General features: G+C 39.0%; 20 protein-coding genes. 12 read left to right on the top strand and 8 right to left on the bottom strand.

Translation table 11 applies throughout. The features are described 5' to 3' along the window. Positions 1–88 precede the first annotated feature (88 nt). The 3 genes from QE422_RS02895 to QE422_RS02885 all read left to right on the top strand — a co-directional run bounded on the left by QE422_RS02895 (position 89) and on the right by QE422_RS02885 (position 3,614). Positions 89–784 carry a tetratricopeptide repeat protein gene (locus QE422_RS02895; RefSeq protein WP_307454941.1) on the top strand — a complete coding sequence of 232 codons (696 nt, stop codon included), beginning with the start codon at positions 89–91 and terminating at the stop codon, positions 782–784. Between the two features lie 3 nt (positions 785–787). Next, positions 788–1,306, top strand: coding sequence for a 6,7-dimethyl-8-ribityllumazine synthase (gene ribH / locus QE422_RS02890; protein WP_307454940.1), 519 nt, complete (start codon positions 788–790; stop codon positions 1,304–1,306). A 223-nt stretch (positions 1,307–1,529) separates the two neighbouring features. Next, a complete protein-coding gene (locus QE422_RS02885) occupies positions 1,530–3,614 on the top strand; it encodes an LTA synthase family protein (RefSeq protein WP_307454939.1) in 2,085 nt (694 codons plus the stop codon). Here the strand turns inward: QE422_RS02885 and QE422_RS02880 are convergent. Genes QE422_RS02880 through QE422_RS02870 form a run of 3 tightly spaced genes read right to left on the bottom strand, consistent with a single transcriptional unit; the run spans position 3,604 to position 5,368 of the window. After that, positions 3,604–4,734 (bottom strand): glutathionylspermidine synthase family protein, encoded by a 1,131-nt coding sequence (locus QE422_RS02880; RefSeq protein WP_307454938.1) that lies wholly within the window; start codon positions 4,732–4,734, stop codon positions 3,604–3,606. The two genes, QE422_RS02885 and QE422_RS02880, sit on opposite strands and share 11 nt — an antisense overlap. A gap of 2 nt (positions 4,735–4,736) precedes the next feature. Beyond that, a complete protein-coding gene (locus QE422_RS02875; protein WP_307454937.1) occupies positions 4,737–5,069 on the bottom strand; it encodes a hypothetical protein in 333 nt (110 codons plus the stop codon). Then, entirely contained in the window at positions 5,069–5,368 is a 300-nt protein-coding gene (locus tag QE422_RS02870) for a hypothetical protein (protein WP_307454936.1), read from the bottom strand. Before QE422_RS02870 ends, QE422_RS02875 begins: the two co-directional genes overlap by 1 nt. A 103-nt stretch (positions 5,369–5,471) precedes the next feature. Between QE422_RS02870 and QE422_RS02865 the strand changes: the two genes are divergently transcribed. Both QE422_RS02865 and QE422_RS02860 read left to right on the top strand, forming a co-directional pair. Beyond that, positions 5,472–6,323 carry a neutral zinc metallopeptidase gene (locus QE422_RS02865; RefSeq protein WP_146940664.1) on the top strand — a complete coding sequence of 284 codons (852 nt, stop codon included), beginning with the start codon at positions 5,472–5,474 and terminating at the stop codon, positions 6,321–6,323. 45 nt (positions 6,324–6,368) lie between these two features. After that, entirely contained in the window at positions 6,369–6,668 is a 300-nt protein-coding gene (locus QE422_RS02860; protein ID WP_307454935.1) for a hypothetical protein, read from the top strand. 29 nt (positions 6,669–6,697) lie between these two features. On the opposite strand, the gene QE422_RS02855 is transcribed toward QE422_RS02860, so the two are convergent. Beyond that, positions 6,698–7,540, bottom strand: a complete 843-nt coding sequence (locus QE422_RS02855) for a GLPGLI family protein (RefSeq protein WP_307454934.1) — start codon at positions 7,538–7,540, stop codon at positions 6,698–6,700. A 278-nt stretch (positions 7,541–7,818) separates the two neighbouring features. Here QE422_RS02855 and QE422_RS02850 point away from each other — a divergent pair, with 278 nt between their 5' ends. The 7 genes from QE422_RS02850 to QE422_RS02820 all read left to right on the top strand — a co-directional run bounded on the left by QE422_RS02850 (position 7,819) and on the right by QE422_RS02820 (position 15,841). Beyond that, the gene (locus tag QE422_RS02850; RefSeq protein ID WP_307454933.1) at positions 7,819–8,148 is read left to right on the top strand and encodes an iron-sulfur cluster assembly accessory protein; all 330 of its coding nucleotides are present in this window, start codon (positions 7,819–7,821) and stop codon (positions 8,146–8,148) included. 33 nt (positions 8,149–8,181) lie between these two features. Next, positions 8,182–8,577 carry a four helix bundle protein gene (locus QE422_RS02845; protein WP_307454932.1) on the top strand — a complete coding sequence of 132 codons (396 nt, stop codon included), beginning with the start codon at positions 8,182–8,184 and terminating at the stop codon, positions 8,575–8,577. A 63-nt stretch (positions 8,578–8,640) separates the two neighbouring features. Beyond that, positions 8,641–10,089 carry a Fe-S cluster assembly protein SufB gene (gene sufB / locus QE422_RS02840; RefSeq protein WP_307454931.1) on the top strand — a complete coding sequence of 483 codons (1,449 nt, stop codon included), beginning with the start codon at positions 8,641–8,643 and terminating at the stop codon, positions 10,087–10,089. Between the two features lie 197 nt (positions 10,090–10,286). Continuing rightward, positions 10,287–11,030, top strand: a complete 744-nt coding sequence (gene sufC / locus QE422_RS02835) for a Fe-S cluster assembly ATPase SufC (protein WP_307454930.1) — start codon at positions 10,287–10,289, stop codon at positions 11,028–11,030. Positions 11,031–11,128: 98 nt separating this feature from the next. Further along, on the top strand, positions 11,129–12,436 hold the full coding sequence (gene sufD / locus QE422_RS02830; RefSeq protein ID WP_307462272.1) for a Fe-S cluster assembly protein SufD: 1,308 nt from the start codon (positions 11,129–11,131) through the stop codon (positions 12,434–12,436). A gap of 328 nt (positions 12,437–12,764) precedes the next feature. Then, a complete protein-coding gene (locus QE422_RS02825) occupies positions 12,765–15,281 on the top strand; it encodes a hypothetical protein (protein ID WP_307454929.1) in 2,517 nt (838 codons plus the stop codon). Positions 15,282–15,298: 17 nt separating this feature from the next. Continuing rightward, positions 15,299–15,841: a hypothetical protein gene (locus QE422_RS02820; RefSeq protein ID WP_307454928.1), complete on the top strand. Its 543-nt coding sequence runs from the start codon at positions 15,299–15,301 to the stop codon at positions 15,839–15,841. Between the two features lie 103 nt (positions 15,842–15,944). On the opposite strand, the gene QE422_RS02815 is transcribed toward QE422_RS02820, so the two are convergent. The 4 genes from QE422_RS02815 to QE422_RS02800 all read right to left on the bottom strand — a co-directional run bounded on the left by QE422_RS02815 (position 15,945) and on the right by QE422_RS02800 (position 17,944). After that, positions 15,945–16,289 carry a hypothetical protein gene (locus QE422_RS02815; protein WP_307454927.1) on the bottom strand — a complete coding sequence of 115 codons (345 nt, stop codon included), beginning with the start codon at positions 16,287–16,289 and terminating at the stop codon, positions 15,945–15,947. A 266-nt stretch (positions 16,290–16,555) separates the two neighbouring features. Further along, the gene (locus QE422_RS02810) at positions 16,556–16,729 is read right to left on the bottom strand and encodes a hypothetical protein (RefSeq protein ID WP_307454926.1); all 174 of its coding nucleotides are present in this window, start codon (positions 16,727–16,729) and stop codon (positions 16,556–16,558) included. Positions 16,730–16,856: 127 nt separating this feature from the next. Next, a complete protein-coding gene (locus QE422_RS02805; RefSeq protein ID WP_307454925.1) occupies positions 16,857–17,387 on the bottom strand; it encodes a hypothetical protein in 531 nt (176 codons plus the stop codon). A 281-nt stretch (positions 17,388–17,668) separates the two neighbouring features. Beyond that, positions 17,669–17,944: a hypothetical protein gene (locus QE422_RS02800; RefSeq protein ID WP_307454924.1), complete on the bottom strand. Its 276-nt coding sequence runs from the start codon at positions 17,942–17,944 to the stop codon at positions 17,669–17,671. Between the last annotated feature and the right edge of the window lie 59 nt (positions 17,945–18,003).

Genomic DNA, 18,003 nt, shown 5'->3' with positions numbered 1-18,003 from the left:
TTTCACAAAATTTCGTCAATAATACGAAGAAAGTATTTTGTAAATCATTCAGAAACAATTAAATTTGCATTTCAATTTTTAACAATTTATGGCAAAACTTACAAACGAGCAAGAGGGTAAAGAAACGGTTGAGTTTTTTAAAGATCTTGACAGAGAAGCTTTAAACACAGAAAGATTCATTGAGAAATATTCAAAGCCTTTGGCTATTGTTTTCGGATTACTTGTTCTGGGAGTTCTGGGTTTCTTCGGTTACCAACAATTTGTTGTCGCTCCTAAAAACGTGGAAGCTGTAAAAAGTTTCCTGGCAGCTCAGAAAAACCTTGCTGAAGGGAAAGATAAAGAAGCACTGGGCGGAAAATCTGCTGCGAATCCGGGATTCCTGGGAACGTATAACGAATATTCCGGTACTGCAATCGGTAAACTTTCTGCTTACAATGCAGGTCTGCTGAAGTTTAAAGAAGGAAAATTCCAGGAAGCGTATGACCTGCTAGACGATTTTTCGTCTGATAACAAAACGCTGATGGCTATGAAATACGGTGCTATGGCTGATGCAAAATCAGGACTAAATAAAAACGACGAAGCATTGCAGTTATTAGACAAAGCAGCTTCCGCTTCAGACGATCCTTACACTACTTATTATTTCACAAGAAAAGCGGGGATCCTGGCATTAGGATTAAAGAAAAATGCAGAAGCTAAAAAATATTTCGCCACCATAGACGAAAAATATCAGGACTACGACAACGGAATGTCCGATTCTTATATCGAAATGACTAAATATTACTAAACAATGGCAACAGTTAATCTTTCCGATTACAAGCCACTTCATATAACCAATGCCGATGAGTTTTCTATCGGCATTGTTTTTTCTGAGTGGAATGATTTTGTAACTTATAATCTTCGTGATGCAGCACTGGAAATCCTTCAGAAAGAAGGCGTAAAATCCGAAAACATCAGATTGTTTCCGGTACCGGGAGCTTTTGAACTCAGCTACGCAAGCATGCAGCTTTGCAAAGAGCGCAAATTTGACGCAGTAATTTCAATCGGGTGTGTTATCCGCGGAGAGACCCCTCACTTTGATTATGTATGCTCAGCAGTAGCCCAGGGTATTAAAGACTGTAATATATTAACGGATACTCCAACTATTTTCTGTGTTTTAACGGATGACACAAAAGAGCAGTCGATCGCGAGAAGCGGCGGAGATCTTGGGAATAAAGGAGTGGAAGCGGCAGTTACCGCGCTGAGAATGATTGATTTCAGGAAAAATATTTCCGGCAAAAAAGGGAATATCGGTTTCGGCCATTCATAATTTAACACTTTTTACCATTACAATATTTAGGACTACGAAAAATAGTCCTTTTTTATTTGCACATACCACAAAAAACTGTAAAAACTGAACCTTTCTGATAATAATTTTTTAATCTTTTTTTAAACATTTATAAAGTTTCTAATTTTTATGAGATTTTAAGAAAATATATTGAAAAATATTATCCAATTATTATTTTTGTAAAATTAATATTCAGTTTACACAGATGTTCTCCCAGAAACTCAGGCCTTTTTTTTATTTAGGCACCCTCTATCTCACCATTTCCCTGATCACAAGACTCGTTTTTTTATTCCACCCGATTACTACGGTAAGCTTCGGTATTTTTGAAATTCTGAAGATCCTGCTGACTGGCGTGCTGAACGATGTCCTGGTTTTTATATTAACCTGCCCTTTCCTTGCCCTGTACTTCTTATTTTTATCCAATTCCAAGTACCAAAAACCTTACGGACAAATTATTTTGGGGCTGCTGATTTTGCTGTTTCTCTATATACTTCTTATTCCTGATAACATCTTTAAACAGTATGGTGGGTCGGTAGCAGAAATTGCGCTGGCGTTCATCGGCGTGAAGATTGTTTTCTTTGCCCTGATGTTCTTTCTTCCGGAAAGGCGATTACAGATACGGAACAGCCTGTATTTCATCACCCTTTTTCTTTATGTATTATTAATCGTTTTTAATGCTATAAGCGAATATTTCTTTTACAATGAATTCGGGCTGAGATATAATTTTATTGCCGTAGACTACCTCATCTATACCAATGAAGTCATCGGAAATATTATGGAGAGCTATCCCGTAGTTCCTTTATTTCTGGCTATTGCTGCAGTAACCATTACCATTACGGTTTTCATTTACCGAAAAACGAAAAATGAACTTTCTGAACTTCCCAGCCTGAAACAGAAAACCGTTTTAATGGGTTCTTACCTGATCTTATGCGGGATCAGTATATTCGGATTAAATTTCACGACAAAAATCAAGGGCAGCAGTGTGTTTGAAGAAGAAATCGAGGCGAACGGGCTTCCGAAATTCTATTGGGCATTTACCCACAATGAGCTCGACTATTTCCAGTTTTATCCCGAAATTAATCAGAAAGAAGCAGAGAAGAACTTATTAAGCCAGTTTGCCCCGCCTGCATTAAAGAGAAACATTGTTTCGGCAAGACCGGAACAAAAGAAAAATGTCGTTTTAATTTCTGTTGAAAGCCTGTCTGCCGACTTTTTGGCGCATTACGGAAACACCCAGAAAATCACTCCGTTCTTAGACAGCCTGGCAGACCGGTCGCTGATGTTTACCAACCTGTACGCTACGGGGAACAGAACAGTGCGCGGGCTGGAAGCTTTAACTCTATGCATTCCGCCGACAGCCGGGGAAAGCATTATTAAAAGGGAAAACAATAAAAATAAATTTACCACCGGAAGCGTTTTTAAATCGAAAGGCTATGACGTGAAATTTTTATATGGCGGCTACAGCTATTTCGACAATATGGAAGATTTCTACAAAGGAAACGGCTATGAAATTGTAGACCGGAATAATTTCACACCGGAAGAAATCACTTTTGCCAATGTCTGGGGCGTGGCCGATGAGGATATGGCCAAGAAAGCGATCAGCACCATGAATGCAGAAGCCAGATCAGGAAGACCTTTTTTCAATCATTGGATGACGGTTTCCAACCACCGCCCGTTTACTTATCCGAACGGAAAGATCGATATTCCTGGCGACGCAAAATCCCGGGAAGGCGGGGTGAAATATACCGATTATGCCCTGAGAAATTTTTTTGCAATGGCAAAGAAACAGAGTTGGTACAAAAATACCGTATTCATTATCATTGCCGACCACTGTGCTTCCAGCGCAGGAGATATGGAACTGCCGATGGACAAATACCGGATTCCGGCCTTGATTTTCTCGGAAGGATTTATTAAGCCCCAGAAATTTACCCGGACCATGTCGCAGATCGATGTTATGCCTACCCTTTTCGGATTGCTGAATTTCAGCTACCGGTCCACATTCCTGGGACAGGATGTATTCACGAAAGAATTTCAGCCTAAAGCTTATATCGCGACTTATGAGGATTTAGGATTGATAAAAGATAATCATTTAACCATTATTTCGCCGGTCCGGAAAGTGAAACAATATTCTTTGGTTCAGCAGAAAAACAATCTTTCCCCAGAATTCAATATTTATTTTGATGAACATCTGTTAAAAGAAAAAGATCAGGATAAACAATTGGTCAATGCCACAATATCTGCTTATCAGTCCACTTCCTACTGGCTGAAAAAGAATATGCTTAACCGCTGATAAGATGTGGCACAAAACGGCTCTGGTTATTGGTGATCAGGTGAACACTTTCCCTGATACCAATGCCCGCAGGCTCCTGACCGATCACCCAGCTTCCGATTACAGGATAATTTCCGTCGAAATCAGGAAGATCGAATGACTGCTGGTAAATGAAGCCTTCTTTTCCGTAGGCACCCGCATTCTCTTCTACAGGAATCCCGTTTTTATACAGCGTAATGTTCGCCCCTTCTCTGGAGTAAATCGGTTTTTTAACGAAATTCTTTAAATCTTTTTGCTCAAAATAAGCAGGCAGCAGATAAGGATGATCCGGATACATTTCCCAGAGGATGGGCAAAATCGCTTTTGATGAAAGAAGGATTTTCCAGGCCGGCTCGATCCACTGAGACCGGAAGCCGTTTTCGACCAGCTTTTCCCCAAAGCCGTCCCCGAGAATCCACTCGTAAGGATACAGCTTGAAAATATAATCCATGACCGAACCGTCACCGGCAATAAATTCTTTAATTTCTTCCGCCCAGCCGATGTCCTGAATCGGGATAAATTCCGTTTCGAAACCCGCCTGTGTCGCACAGTCGCGAAGATACTCCACATTGGTAACATCCTCAATATTGGTTAATGAAGCGAAATAAATATAATGCGGGTTCATGTATTGGGTAAGGTATTTCCAGTAATCCACCAGTTTCTCATGAATCGAATTGAACTGGTCTTTCTCCGGGAACATCTCCTGCAGCCAGTACCACTGGATCACCGATGCCTCATACAGCGAAGTCGGCGTATCTGCATTAAACTCAAGCAGCTTTAAATTTTTGCCGTCGAAACCGAAATCAAACCTGCCGTAAACCGAAGGATGGTCTTCTTCCCAGCTGGTGATGATATACTTCCTGAACCAATCGGGAATGTTAAAACGGTCCCAAAGGTCTTTCTCAATAATGTAATCTACCGCTTCCAGGCACATCTGCCATAATTCGGCGGTTGCCTTTTCGAGGGTATCAACTTCCTGCATGGAAAATTCATAATAATGGCTTTCGTCCCAGTACAGTCCTTCCAGAGAATGATAGCCGAAACCCAGGTTTTCGAGCTTATCTTCCCAGTTTTTACGAAATTGCGATGCTGTTCTTTTCATAATTACGATGATGCTCTGAAGCCGCTTCTTCCCAGCCCGCCTCTTATTACACTTCCTTTATAAGAACTTCTGCCGATATTTGATTTTGAGCTGATCGCATCACTGTAATATCCTGTCCGGCGATATCCCCCGTTGCTGTAAGCACCGTAAGGCCGGAACGCATGATACCAGAAAAAGCCCGGCATAAAACCATGTGTTCTCGAATAAGAAGCCGTGGTATCGGATCTCATATAGACCTTTTTTTCGTTCTTCCACTCGTCTTTGGGCTTTTCCTGCGAACAGGCCGCCAGAATTCCCGTTACGAAAAGCAATTTTACAGAACCCGACTTTTTCATTATTGTACCGTGATATAAAATTCGTAATCCTTCTTGGTATTGTCCTTGTGCACAACCCCGTCTTTATCTTCAGACTCCATCAGCGTATCGCCAAGACTTGGGATCGTATCCCTTTTTACAATTTCTTTTATAAGCTTTTTATCTTTCCAGATCTTGTGCGTGGTAACCAGGACATCCGCTGTATCGATATGCTGTACCGAAAGCTCCGTTTCTATGGAAGCTTTTTTGTCGATGCTGCTTACTTCATCTTCCTTGTACTCTTTTTCATTACAGGAAAAAACACTGGCTAAAAGGATCATTAAAGAGATTTGTTTAATTCTTCTCACTTTGGCATAATTTTTCACAAAAGTAATTATTTAATAAGATAATAATTTTAAATTTAACGTAATAAAAAATTAAACTATGAGATGGACTGACGACAGGAGTGATAATGTGGAAGACAGGCGCGGGCTTGGCGGCGGAGCCGTTGTAGGCGGCGGGCTGGGAACACTGATTATTGCTGCTATTATATTTTTCTTAGGAGGAGATCCCTCTTCCATTCTTTCTTCAGGTGCAGGTTCCGGCGCAGCCAGAACCGAACAGCGTGAACTGAGCCAGAATGAGCTGAAAATCCGTGAATTTGTAAAGATGGTAACTGCCGAAAACGAAGAAACCTGGACTAAAATTTTTGCAGAAAACGGCATGCAGTACAAGCCGGCAAAAGTAATTCTTTTTGAAGATACAACTCAGTCGGGCTGTGGCGTAGCACAATCTGCCATGGGGCCATTTTATTGTCCGGCAGACCAGTCGGTATACATGGACATGAGTTTCTTTAAGGAGCTTGAATCGCGTTTCGGAGCAAAAGTTACCGAATTTTCGATTGCTTATGTTATGGCCCATGAAATGGGACATCACGTTCAAACTTTATTGGGGACTACGCAAAAAGTGGATGAACTGAGAAGAAGCGGCAGATATTCCGAAGCTGAAATGAACCGGGTTTCAGTTGCGACAGAGCTTCAGGCAGATTTTTACGCGGGTGTATGGGCAAAACAGACCGACAGCAGAGAGCATATTCTGGAACCGGGAGACATCCAGTCGGCGATTGAAGCGGCAGAAGCTGTCGGAGACGACAATATCCAGAGAAGGTCTCAGGGGTATGTAAATCAGGAGAGCTTTACCCACGGATCCTCTGCACAGCGTAAAGAATGGTTTATGAAAGGATATGAAACCGGCGATATAAGACAAGGAGATACATTCAACCAGCTTTTGAAATAGTGTATTTATTATCCGATCATTTATAAATAATAATACAATTACACAATGAGAAATAAAATATTAATCATTACGGTTTGTTTTTTATGCAGTCTTGTGTTTGCCCAAAAACAATTCGGTAATCAAAAAGACGATTCGCAATTTTCCAGAATAAGAAAAGCAGCTGTTCAGGATTATGATAAAAAGAAAATGAAATATTATCATTTTGGCCTGCTTCCTTTATCCGAAAAAACAAAAAGGCTGCTGGCAAAGAATAACATCAAAATTATTAATAAAAATTGCATCGTTATTCCGGAGCTGGCGTATTATAACAAAATTATTTTAGAGAAAACTCATGTAAAAATATAATCCTGAAGAAATTCTTCAGGATTATATTTTTATTGCAATTCTATCGGGTTGCTGTTTTTCTTCGCTTCATCTTTTACCCTCTCCTCCATTCTCTTTCTGAAATCAGCCGGAGGATTACCGCCACCACCGCCACGGGGACCACCATCACCGCCGATTCTTATCTGTGTACCGCCACCCTGCGTCATGAAAGACATCGGGTCTTCGAGAAATTTCTTCTGCTGTTTTACGTAATCTCCCCTCTTTACTTTAATGGTATTTCCAAACTGGTTCATCGCAGGAAAATCATCAATTTTATAATTTTTCATTAAATCAAAAGAATAGTCTCCTTTATCATCTTCTGCTTTTACAATAAGCCCCGGAAGTCCTCCGAATTTGTACGGACCATCCTGATAAGGCAGATCTGTGGTAAACCAGGCCGTCCATTTTCTACCGCCGAATTCCGTTTCAGCTTTTTGCACTTTATAATCTCCGATCTTCGTGGTTTCAGAAAGGATTTTCCAGCTGAGCGGACGGTCTTCCTCATAGGTATAAACATCCCTTCCGATTCTGTCTTTAAACATCATTTTCTGGGTTTTCTTATCTTTTTCCACCGAATAATTGATGTTAGACCTTAAGCCTTCCATCTGTTCCCTGTTGAAACTTCTGGCGCCGCCACTCTGGAAAGTTGCTTTCATTACAGAATCCCGCTTGATCCTGTTTTCAGAATAAAACACCGATTTTTCCGGAGAAATATCCAGGTAAGCATTTTCGGTTTTAATATCGTTTTTGTTGGATGCATCCGGTTTCATCGTTACCTGGTACACAAACCTGTTTACTTGTGCAAAAGTGGTCTGCACAAACAGAACTAAAGCAAGAATGCCTAATCTTTTCATTTATAGTATATATTTTATGTAAACGTTCTGACTGACAATGATCAGAATCAATTAATCTGTATCATCGTCATGTAATCTATAGATATCAATTCCAGATCAAAGTTAAAACCAAATCGTCACTCTACAGCCTTCCGAGAAAAATTTATTTCTTTTTAACGATAAATTCATTCATAAAACAAACCTATTAGAAACAGAATCATTAAAATAGACATCTTCGATTTGAGATTGCGGAAATTAGTTCGTATTTTTGCATCATTAAATCATTCTAAATAAATACAATGATAAAAGTATCAGACCAAGCAAAGGCAAAAGCCGTTCAGCTGATGACAGAAGAAGGCTTTAACCCTGCCGAAGACTTTGTGAGAGTAGGCGTAAAAAGCGGAGGATGTTCTGGTTTAGAATATGTTTTAAAGTTTGACAACCAAAAAACAGACACTGATCAACTATTTGAAGACAATAACATAAAAATTGTTGTAGATAAAAAATCCATCCTCTATTTAGCAGGAACAACTCTTGAATATTCGGGAGGATTAAACGGAAAAGGATTTGTTTTTAACAATCCGAATGCATCCAGAACTTGCGGATGCGGTGAAAGTTTTTCTCTTTAAATTCAAAAATTTAAGATTTAAAATTCAATATTATTGGCAACGTATAGAAGTTTTGAAGATTTGGAAATATGGCAGCTTTCAAGAGAACTTTGTAACGACATTTACGAAATTATTGAAAGTTCTGAGCTAAAGAACAATTTTCGCCTGGCAAATCAGATTGACGGATCTTCAGGCTCAATAATGGATAATATTGCTGAAGGGTTTGAGAGAAATGGAAATAAGGAGTTTATACAATTCTTATATATTTCTAAAGCATCGTGTGGAGAAACAAGATCTCAATTGTACAGGGTATTAGACAGGAATTTTATTTCTGATGAAAAATTTGAAGTTTTAAAAACAAAAACAACAGATTTAAGCAAGAAAATTGGAGGCTTTATATTTTATTTACAGAAAAGTGATCTTAAAGGCTCGAAATATAAAAACAGATAAATAAAAGTGGTTCGAAGATGCAAAATTTTGAATTTCGAATTTTGAATTTTTTGAATATTAAATATGAATAAGTATACTGAAGACGATTTACGCGTCGATCTAGAAAATAAAAAGTATGAATTCGGCTGGGAAACCAAAATTGATTATGAAGATTTCCCGATAGGATTAAACGAAGACATCATCCGTGCCATCTCTGCAAAAAAAGAAGAACCGGAATGGATGACAGAATGGCGTCTGGAATCTTTCAGGATCTGGCTGAAAATGACGGAACCGGATTGGGCCAACATCAAATATGAAAAGCCGGATTTCCAGGCCATCAGATATTATGCTGCTCCAAAGGTAAAGCCTGAGCTTGAAAGCCTTGACGAAGTGGATCCTGAATTACTCGCTACCTTTGCCAAATTGGGCATCAACATCGAAGAACAGAAAAGACTTTCCGGCGTTGCCGTAGACATTGTAATGGACTCGGTTTCAGTGAAAACAACCTTCCAGGATACCCTGATGGAGAAAGGGATTATCTTCTGCTCTATTTCCGAAGCCATTAAAAACCATCCTGATCTTGTAAGAAAGCATCTTGGGAAAGTAGTTCCCAGAGGTGATAATTTTTACGCTGCCTTAAACTCCGCGGTATTCTCCGACGGAAGTTTCTGCTATATTCCGAAAGGGGTAAGATGCCCTATGGAACTTTCTACCTATTTCCGTATCAACCAAGCCGGTACCGGACAGTTTGAAAGAACTCTGGTGATCGCCGATGAAGGAAGTTACGTTTCTTATCTTGAAGGCTGTACGGCACCATCAAGAGATGAAAACCAGCTTCACGCTGCGGTGGTTGAACTGATTGCCCTGGATAATGCCGAAATTAAATATTCAACCGTTCAGAACTGGTACCCAGGGAATGAAGAAGGAAAAGGCGGGGTTTTCAATTTCGTAACGAAGAGAGGACTTTGCGAGAAAAATGCAAAAATTTCGTGGACACAGGTGGAGACCGGTTCTGCCGTAACCTGGAAATATCCTTCTTGTATTTTAAAAGGAGACGGATCAATCGGTGAGTTCTACTCTATTGCTGTGACCAATAATCACCAGTATGCAGATACCGGAACAAAGATGATCCACATCGGGAAGAATACGAAATCAACCATTATTTCCAAAGGGATCTCTGCCGGAAAATCGCAGAACTCATACCGAGGACTTGTAAAAGTAATGCCTTCTGCAAAAGGATCAAGAAACTTTTCCCAGTGTGATTCCCTGCTGATGGGCAACGAATGCGGCGCGCACACTTTCCCTTATATTGAAATCAAAGATCCGTCTGCACAGTTGGAGCATGAAGCAACGACTTCCAAGATTGGAGAAGACCAGATTTTCTACTGTAACCAGAGGGGAATAGATACCGAAAGAGCAATTGCTCTGATCGTGAATGGTTTCAGCAAAGAAGTTTTAAACAAGTTGCCGATGGAATTCGCCATTGAAGCCCAGAAATTGCTGGAGATTTCTTTGGAGGGCTCTGTAGGATAATGTTTAAACTAAGGAATTGATCAATCATTTTATTGATTTTCTTAGAAGAAATAGTACATTAAAAATTGCTTAAATTCTTAATGTTTAAATAAAAAAATAAAATAGTATTTCATTCGCCAGCGTTAATGCCTTTGTAATTGTGGTTTAGTGTTACAGAGGATATTCCAAAAGTCTAACCTTGCGATAAACTAAAATATATGTTAGAGATAAAAAACTTGCACGCCAGAATTGAAGACGGCGCAGAAATTTTAAAAGGAATTAATCTTGAAATAAAGCCGGGCGAAGTTCATGCGATCATGGGACCGAACGGTGCCGGGAAATCCACCCTTTCCTCTGTTATCGCAGGGAAGGAAGACTATGAGGTTACCGATGGTGAAATTATTTTCAGCGGTGAGGATATTATTGAAGATGCTCCTGAAGAAAGAGCACACAAAGGGATTTTCCTTTCTTTCCAATACCCGGTAGAAATTCCGGGGGTTTCTGTAACCAATTTCATCAAAGCAGCGATGAATGAAAACAGAAAAGCTAACGGATTAGAAGAAATGCCTGCCAAAGAAATGCTGGCGATGATCCGTGAGAAATCCGAAAAATTAGGCATCAAAAAAGACTTCCTTTCAAGATCGCTGAATGAAGGATTTTCCGGAGGTGAAAAGAAAAGAAACGAGATCTTCCAGATGATGATGCTCGATCCGAAACTGGCGATCCTGGATGAAACCGATTCCGGACTGGACATCGATGCTCTAAGAATTGTGGCAGACGGCGTTAATGCTTTTAAAAACGAAGGAAATGCAGTACTTCTGATTACCCACTATCAGAGATTGCTTAATTATATCCAACCCGATTTCGTTCACGTTTTAGCAAACGGAAGGATCATCAAGACCGGTGATAAATCGCTTGCTCTGGAACTTGAAGAAAAAGGGTATGACTGGCTTTTAAATTAATTAAAAGAGAATAATTCAGAGATTACTATTCATCTCTTAGTTTAACAATTCAGCCAAACAAAAAAGAAAAAATGGTGCAAACCACAGATATACCAGTAATGGCATTAAAAGAACAGATTACAGAAAACCATCAGGAATTTTTGGAAAGTCTTCGTCACCGATTTTTGGATGAAGACCGTAAAGTAGCCCTGCAACGATTTGAAAGAACCGGTTTTCCTACAAAAAGAGACGAAGAATATAAATATACCAATCTAAAGGAGATTACCGAAAAAGGATACAACTTTTTCCCAAAAGAAAGTCACAATATTACCAAAGAGCAATTGGACCAATTGCACCTGGGGGAAGAAAACTTTGACTGGATTACGTTTGTAAATGGTAAGCTTCATAAAGAATTATCAAAAGTTTCCATTGAAAATGTTGAATTTCTTTCTTTCAACTATGCGTTGAACGATGAAAAACACCGGGACGTTTTTGAGAAATATTTTAATACGCTGGCTTCGGACAAATCCGCTTTTACAAACCTGAATCAGGCCTATTGCAAATACGGATTTTTCCTGAAAGTTCCTAAAAATATGGTTATTGAAAAGCCGATCCATGTTTTCTATATTTCTCAGAACCAGGAAGAGAATACTTTCTACAATACCCGAAATCTGCTGATTGTAGAAGAAGGTGCCAAGGTAGAAATTATTGAAAGCCACCATAATTTCGACAGTACATATGTGCTTACGAATTCGGTGACGGAAATCTTCACGTATCCGAACGCAAAAGCGGATTGGCATAAACTGCAGAATGACAGCGATACGTCTTATTTAGTCGACAGCACTTTTGCAAGACAGGAAAAAGACAGTTTAACGACGGTAAATACCTTCTCTTTCGGAGGTAAGCTGGTAAGAAACAACCTGGATTTCATTCATAACGGATCAAACATTAATTCGTTCATGAACGGAATCACGATTATCGGTAAAGACCAGTTGGTTGACCATCACACGGCGGTTCATCACAACTTCCCGAACTGTGAAAGCTACCAGAACTATAAAGGAATTTTTGATGGAAAATCCCACGGGGTTTTCAACGGGAAAGTTTTTGTAGATAAAATTGCCCAGAAAACGAATGCCTACCAGCAAAATAACAATGTTTTACTAAGCGAAGGCGCTGCGATCGATACCAAACCTCAGCTTGAGATCTTTGCAGATGACGTGAAATGTTCACACGGCTGTACGGTTGGCCAGCTAAATGAAGATGCTCTTTTTTATCTTAGAGCAAGAGGAATTTCTAAAAAAGAAGCTCAGGCGCTTTTACTCTATGCATTTGCGAATGATGCCATGCAGAATATCGACATCGAGCCTTTAAAAGAAAAAATTTCTAAGCTTCTGGCTGAGAAATTAGAAGTAGATATAGAATTTTAATACTATATAGTTGATAAATACACACGGCCGTTTCATAAGAAATGGCCGTTTTTCGTTTCCCTTATTTTCAATTCTTTTCCTGTTCATACTTTTGGAAAACCCCATTATTATAGTATCATATATTATCAGAGAAAAATACAAATAAAACTGCACAACAAACTATTCCCATCATGAGCATTAAATTTTAATATTTTAAATTTAATTTAATATTAATACCACATTTTTAAATTAAAAATAATCTTAAGCACATTTACCTACATAAAATTAACAATTCTTCAATAAATTAATTTTACCAATTTACCTATATTTGTACTACAAATTATTTTTTATGAAAAAATTCAATGTTCTATTGCTGCTTATTGCATTTTTTTGCATACCCCAAGTATTTCACTCGCAGCAAGCCGACAGACTGTATCTATCGTTTGCTGCTACCGGCAGAGTTTATGATATAACAGGCATCACAGGAACGGTTTCATTACCTACTCCACTGGCTTCACCAACAGTCACTACAGCAGCCGATCTCAGCAACCTGGCAACAGGTTATGATAACCCGGGAGGCAATCCGGGTACGCTGGTATTTATCCATTCCAATACACCGGCAAACAGTGTGCTGTACAAAAACGGTACGGCGATTACCCCGACCGCCACTTTACCCAATGCTCCGATTGGAGGAATCGGGACCAACAATGTGCCCGGAGCCTATTTCGGACGGGTGTATGGATTCCAGTCCAATACAAAAACACTGTATCCGATTTATCCTTCAGGAGCCACACTGCCGATTACCGCCGCTGCCGGTGATACTGACTGGACCGCAGGAACAACGTTCAGCACGGATACCTTCTTTGATTATGAGAACAACATCTATATGTTCATCAATAATTCTGGGAACACCGCAAGATACCTATATAAAATTGCTATTGCCACAGGAGTTGCAACGAAAGCAGTGCAGATTACAGGACCTGCCGCAACAGTGGGCTCTATGCAGGGAATGGCTTACCTGAAAGGATTTGTATATACCGCTTCCCTGATCGGAACTCAAGGCGGTACGGCAAATACCATTCAGATCAACAGCATTAACATTGCTACGGGTGTTTCCACTACTACCGCTACGATTAACATCGGAAGTAATTTTGCTAATCTGGATCTTGCATCCGTACCCTATTATGTGCCTTTTACTTTTACCTGTAGTGGTGCGGCATTTCAGGGGAACTCAACATTTTCCACAGGATATGCTTCCACAAGAACAGTAAGAATTCCTATTACAGATATCTATGCTCCCGGCACATATACCATTAATGTATCAGGTACCGATTTTGCCACTACCTCGCAGAATGTCACGATAAACGCGGGCACCACATTTATCGATGTTCCGGTTACTTATAACGGAACAGGTGCGGCAGGACAAAAAACGGTAACGATCAGATTGGGAAATTCTTCAACCGTCTGTTCGCTTACCGCAACGGCTGAAGCCTCATTCGGATGTAATTCGAATATGTATATTTCACAGAACAGCACAGTATACAATGTGAATACGACTTCAAACCCTTTCACATTTCCTTCTGTAGGATCCTATACCAGCAACATCAATTCAATCGGTATTAACCCTGTCGACGGTCTGATGTACGGAACTGTTGATAATAGCAACACGATCGTAAGAATTAATGCATCCGGAACCTTTACCCTGCTTGGTGCCGTGTCCGGACTTCCGACAGGCGTTACTTTCAACGCAGGGGAATTTGATAATACCGGAAATTACTATCTGAAGCAGTCAGGTTCAGGGGCAACCTTATACCGTGTGAATATCGCGGCCATGAGCGCTACGGCACTCACGCTTTCCCAAGCCATCAACATTTCGGATTTTGCTTACAGAACCGCTGACGGAAGACTTTACTCCGTCTCTTCAGATACCGATGGAAGGCTTTTATCGATTGACCTATCCACTTCTCCGGCAACGGTAACATTTATCGGAGCGAACAGTGCATTGCTGCCTTTCGGTGCTATGTTTGCATCATCAACCGGCGAAGTTTACGGTTCTCTTAATACCGGAGGTTTCTACCAGTTTAATCTTGCCAACGGACAAAGAACACTCATTTCATCATCCCCTGCAAGCAATTCCAATGACGGTGCGCACTGTGTCACCGCTCCGATTGCCTTCAGCGCAGATCTTTATGCAACCGTTACAGACGGCGCTACTACTTACGCACCCGGAAGTTCCGTTACCTATACCGTAGTTGTTGGAAACACCGGCCCTTTCGGGGTTCAGGGAGCAACGGTTTCTGTACCGCTTCCAACAGGAATTCCAGCAGCCAACATTTCCTATACGGCAGTAGGCGCAGGCGGTGCTACCAGCTCAGTAACAGGCACACAGACCGGCGCGGTGAATGATGTCGTGAATTTACCTTTAAACGGTACCATTACCTATACCATTACGGTAAACGTTCCGGTGAGTTATACCGGGAACTTAGCCACTACAGTCAACGTTACTTCTCCGGCCAACAGCTCGGATCCGAATACCGCTAATAATACGGCAACCGATACGAATGTACAATCTGTCTGCTATAATCCGGTAACAAACACCGCTGCGGGAATTGATACGAGGGTTGGTATCACTTTACAGAAAAATCCTAATGTCGGAAACGGCAATTGGCCATTTACCCGTAAATCGGCACACATGGCTATCGAATCCAATACCCAAGGCTTTGTAGTGACAAGACTCGAAACTTCCGCTTTATCAAATATCACCAATCCACAGGAAGGAATGATGGTATTTGACACCACGGTAAAATGTTTAAAAATCTATTCGGATGGCGCCTGGAGATGTTTCTCTGTTCCATCATGCCCTTAATATAAAATTCCAGAACAATGAAAATAGGAAAAATTTTAATACTTGCTTTACTTGGATTTTCAGCATCTGCATTTTCACAGGTGATTATGGGAGATGCTGCCGGTACAGCCACCAACAAAAGCAGTGTGCTTTTGGAATTTGCAAACACCAACAACAAAGGAATTATTCTGCCTTACGTCAGAACCCTACCAACATCTCCTACCCAGGGAACCCTGCTGTTGGACGCCGTTAATCCTGCACAGGCAAGAATACGATACTACAACGGTACCTCTTGGACCGATCTTAGCGGGCAGAACGGAAATATTACTTCCGTGATGGCTACCCAAACCTCTACCGCTGAATCAGTCAGTGATAAAGTTATCATCGGTGCCATCACAACAACGGCAAACGGAGCCGTGGTTTTGGAATCTGCAAACCGGGCCATGGTACTTCCTATCGTTACCGACGTCAACAACATCCCAAGCCCATCACCCGGAATGATGGTCTACGTGAATAAGTCCGGGGCTAAACGGCTGGCGGTTTTTAATGGGGAACGGTGGTCTTTTTGGGCACCGCAGTAGCAATAGAATCAAATTGGGTGAAATAGATCCATGAACATGTTGCAGTTTTATTAAACAAAGAATCCCACTTTTTAGTGGGATTCTTTGTTTAAATCAGAATTTACTATTTTAAAAATATTTCTAAATCATCATTGACTTCTTTAATTACAAATTTCAGATTTTCATTTGTGACTTTGCCAAATTTTTTTTGAATTTCTTTTTTGTTCAATAGTTTCTTATATATTCTTGCAATATCTCCTATTCCATAAATTGCAGTTCGAGCAATTCCAAAGTCATCATTAAGTATATATTTGATACACATTTCTTCCAACCATTTCTGATCATCGATACCATTTATAGCCCCAATAATTGTTTCTATAACATTTTGATTATTGGCCAACATCGTTGACACATCAGATTTATCGCTATAATTATAATTTTTGTACTTCATTATTTTATTAGCATTCATGAAGAGGCAATTATTTGACTTTATATTATTATCCTTGTTTTTGTACATTCTCCATTATGCTGGCCATTACCATAGAACTGATCTTCTATCACAGGATTATAAAAAAAGAAGCTATTCTGTAAAATTGACAGCTTCTTTGATGTAAAGTTTTGTTCTATTGATGAAAAAGCGTTTCGTATTATATTATTATCTAAAAGCCTTCCGTTTTTACAGCATATCAGAAAACAGTTCGATAATAAAGATTTAGAGACATCATCTTTATTAAATTAATCATTAAAAGAGGTAATCTTATCAATTATCTCCTCTGCTATTTCTTCTACCTCATTTTCTTTTTCTCCCAAAGAAGGACTTATCATTATCTTTTCAATTTTAGGGATAAGCCAGCCATCTTCTTTGTAATTGGTGGTTTTATCAATCTTAATAATATCCAATATTTCCAAACATTATCATCACCATTTAATATTTCTAAAATTTCTTTTTTGTAAGTCATTAACGGGAATTTTAATAATAGTCGCAATCAAATCTGCTGGCGGCCAAAACCGTCTCATCAATGAGACGGCTTAATTTCTAAAATCCTAATTCTTTATAATTCAATTCTTTACTAATATACAAAGGTTTACCATCATCATAAAAAGATTTCATTTTTAGATAATAAATTTTATAAAAATTATAAGTAATTCTGTGAAATCTCATACGAAAAACATAATATTCACCTAACACTTCATGAATTTCATCATAACGGTGATAATTATATACAAATTCTTCATTGGTGAATAATTTTTTATACACTACCTTTCTATACTCATCAAGATTATTGTGATATTCGTTAGGTACTTTATGTTCTTTTTTCAAAAGTTCTTTTAATGTTTTTTCATACTCCTCCATAAGATTACTATAAGATCCTACTTCTAAGAAATACTCCTCTTTACCTAAATCTTTAAAATACGACTTGAAGATTTCAGTTTCGAGATATGCAGCTTCTTTTACTGAACTATTTAAAGCAAGAATTTTACGATTACTTCTAGTGCTTTCCATGCCACTTACTTTATAGTTAATCGGTGAAACTATAATACCAAACAATTTTTCTAAATCACTCATATTTCTATTTTTTAAAAATGAATCTAATATCTGTTATTAATTCTATATCTCCTAAATTTTGTATTTTTTGCGATTGGTTAGTTGGATCGTATAATTTCGGTTTTCCATACCCCTTGCTTTTAGCCGCACTTATAAGCAAATGGACTAAAACGGGATTTAAATTTATAATTCCTAGCTTTTTATTTTGTAATAATATTAACTATCATTTTTATTTTTCAAGCCTATAGATCCACCTAATTTATCATCACATTTATAAAAAAACCGCCTTGAAAGCGGTTGATTTAAGGATAATTTTTCTGGTCTGCTACAGTGGCTACTGAGATATATAAAGGATACCCACCTTCATAATTGTTTTTTAAAATGCTATAAAACAGATTAAAATTATATAATCCTTTCTCGTTATGCCTAAAATTGTTGTAATGATAAAGCTCTCCTAAAAACGCTTCTATCTCCTCATGAAAAACCATATTTCCAGAATAGAAATCATCATTTTCAAGTTTATAATTCTTAAGGTATTCTGTCAGATTTTCAATATATACCTGTGGTACTTTTTTCATAGTTTTCAATACCTCTCTGATCTTGTTTTCCAAAGTTTCTAGTATAAATCCCCATGCTT

Origin of the sequence: Chryseobacterium sp. SORGH_AS_0447 (assembly GCF_030818695.1) — a bacterium.
Classification (GTDB): domain Bacteria; phylum Bacteroidota; class Bacteroidia; order Flavobacteriales; family Weeksellaceae; genus Chryseobacterium.
The sequence above is the reverse complement of the archived record's forward strand: the minus strand, read 5'-3'. Positions and strand labels throughout refer to the sequence as shown.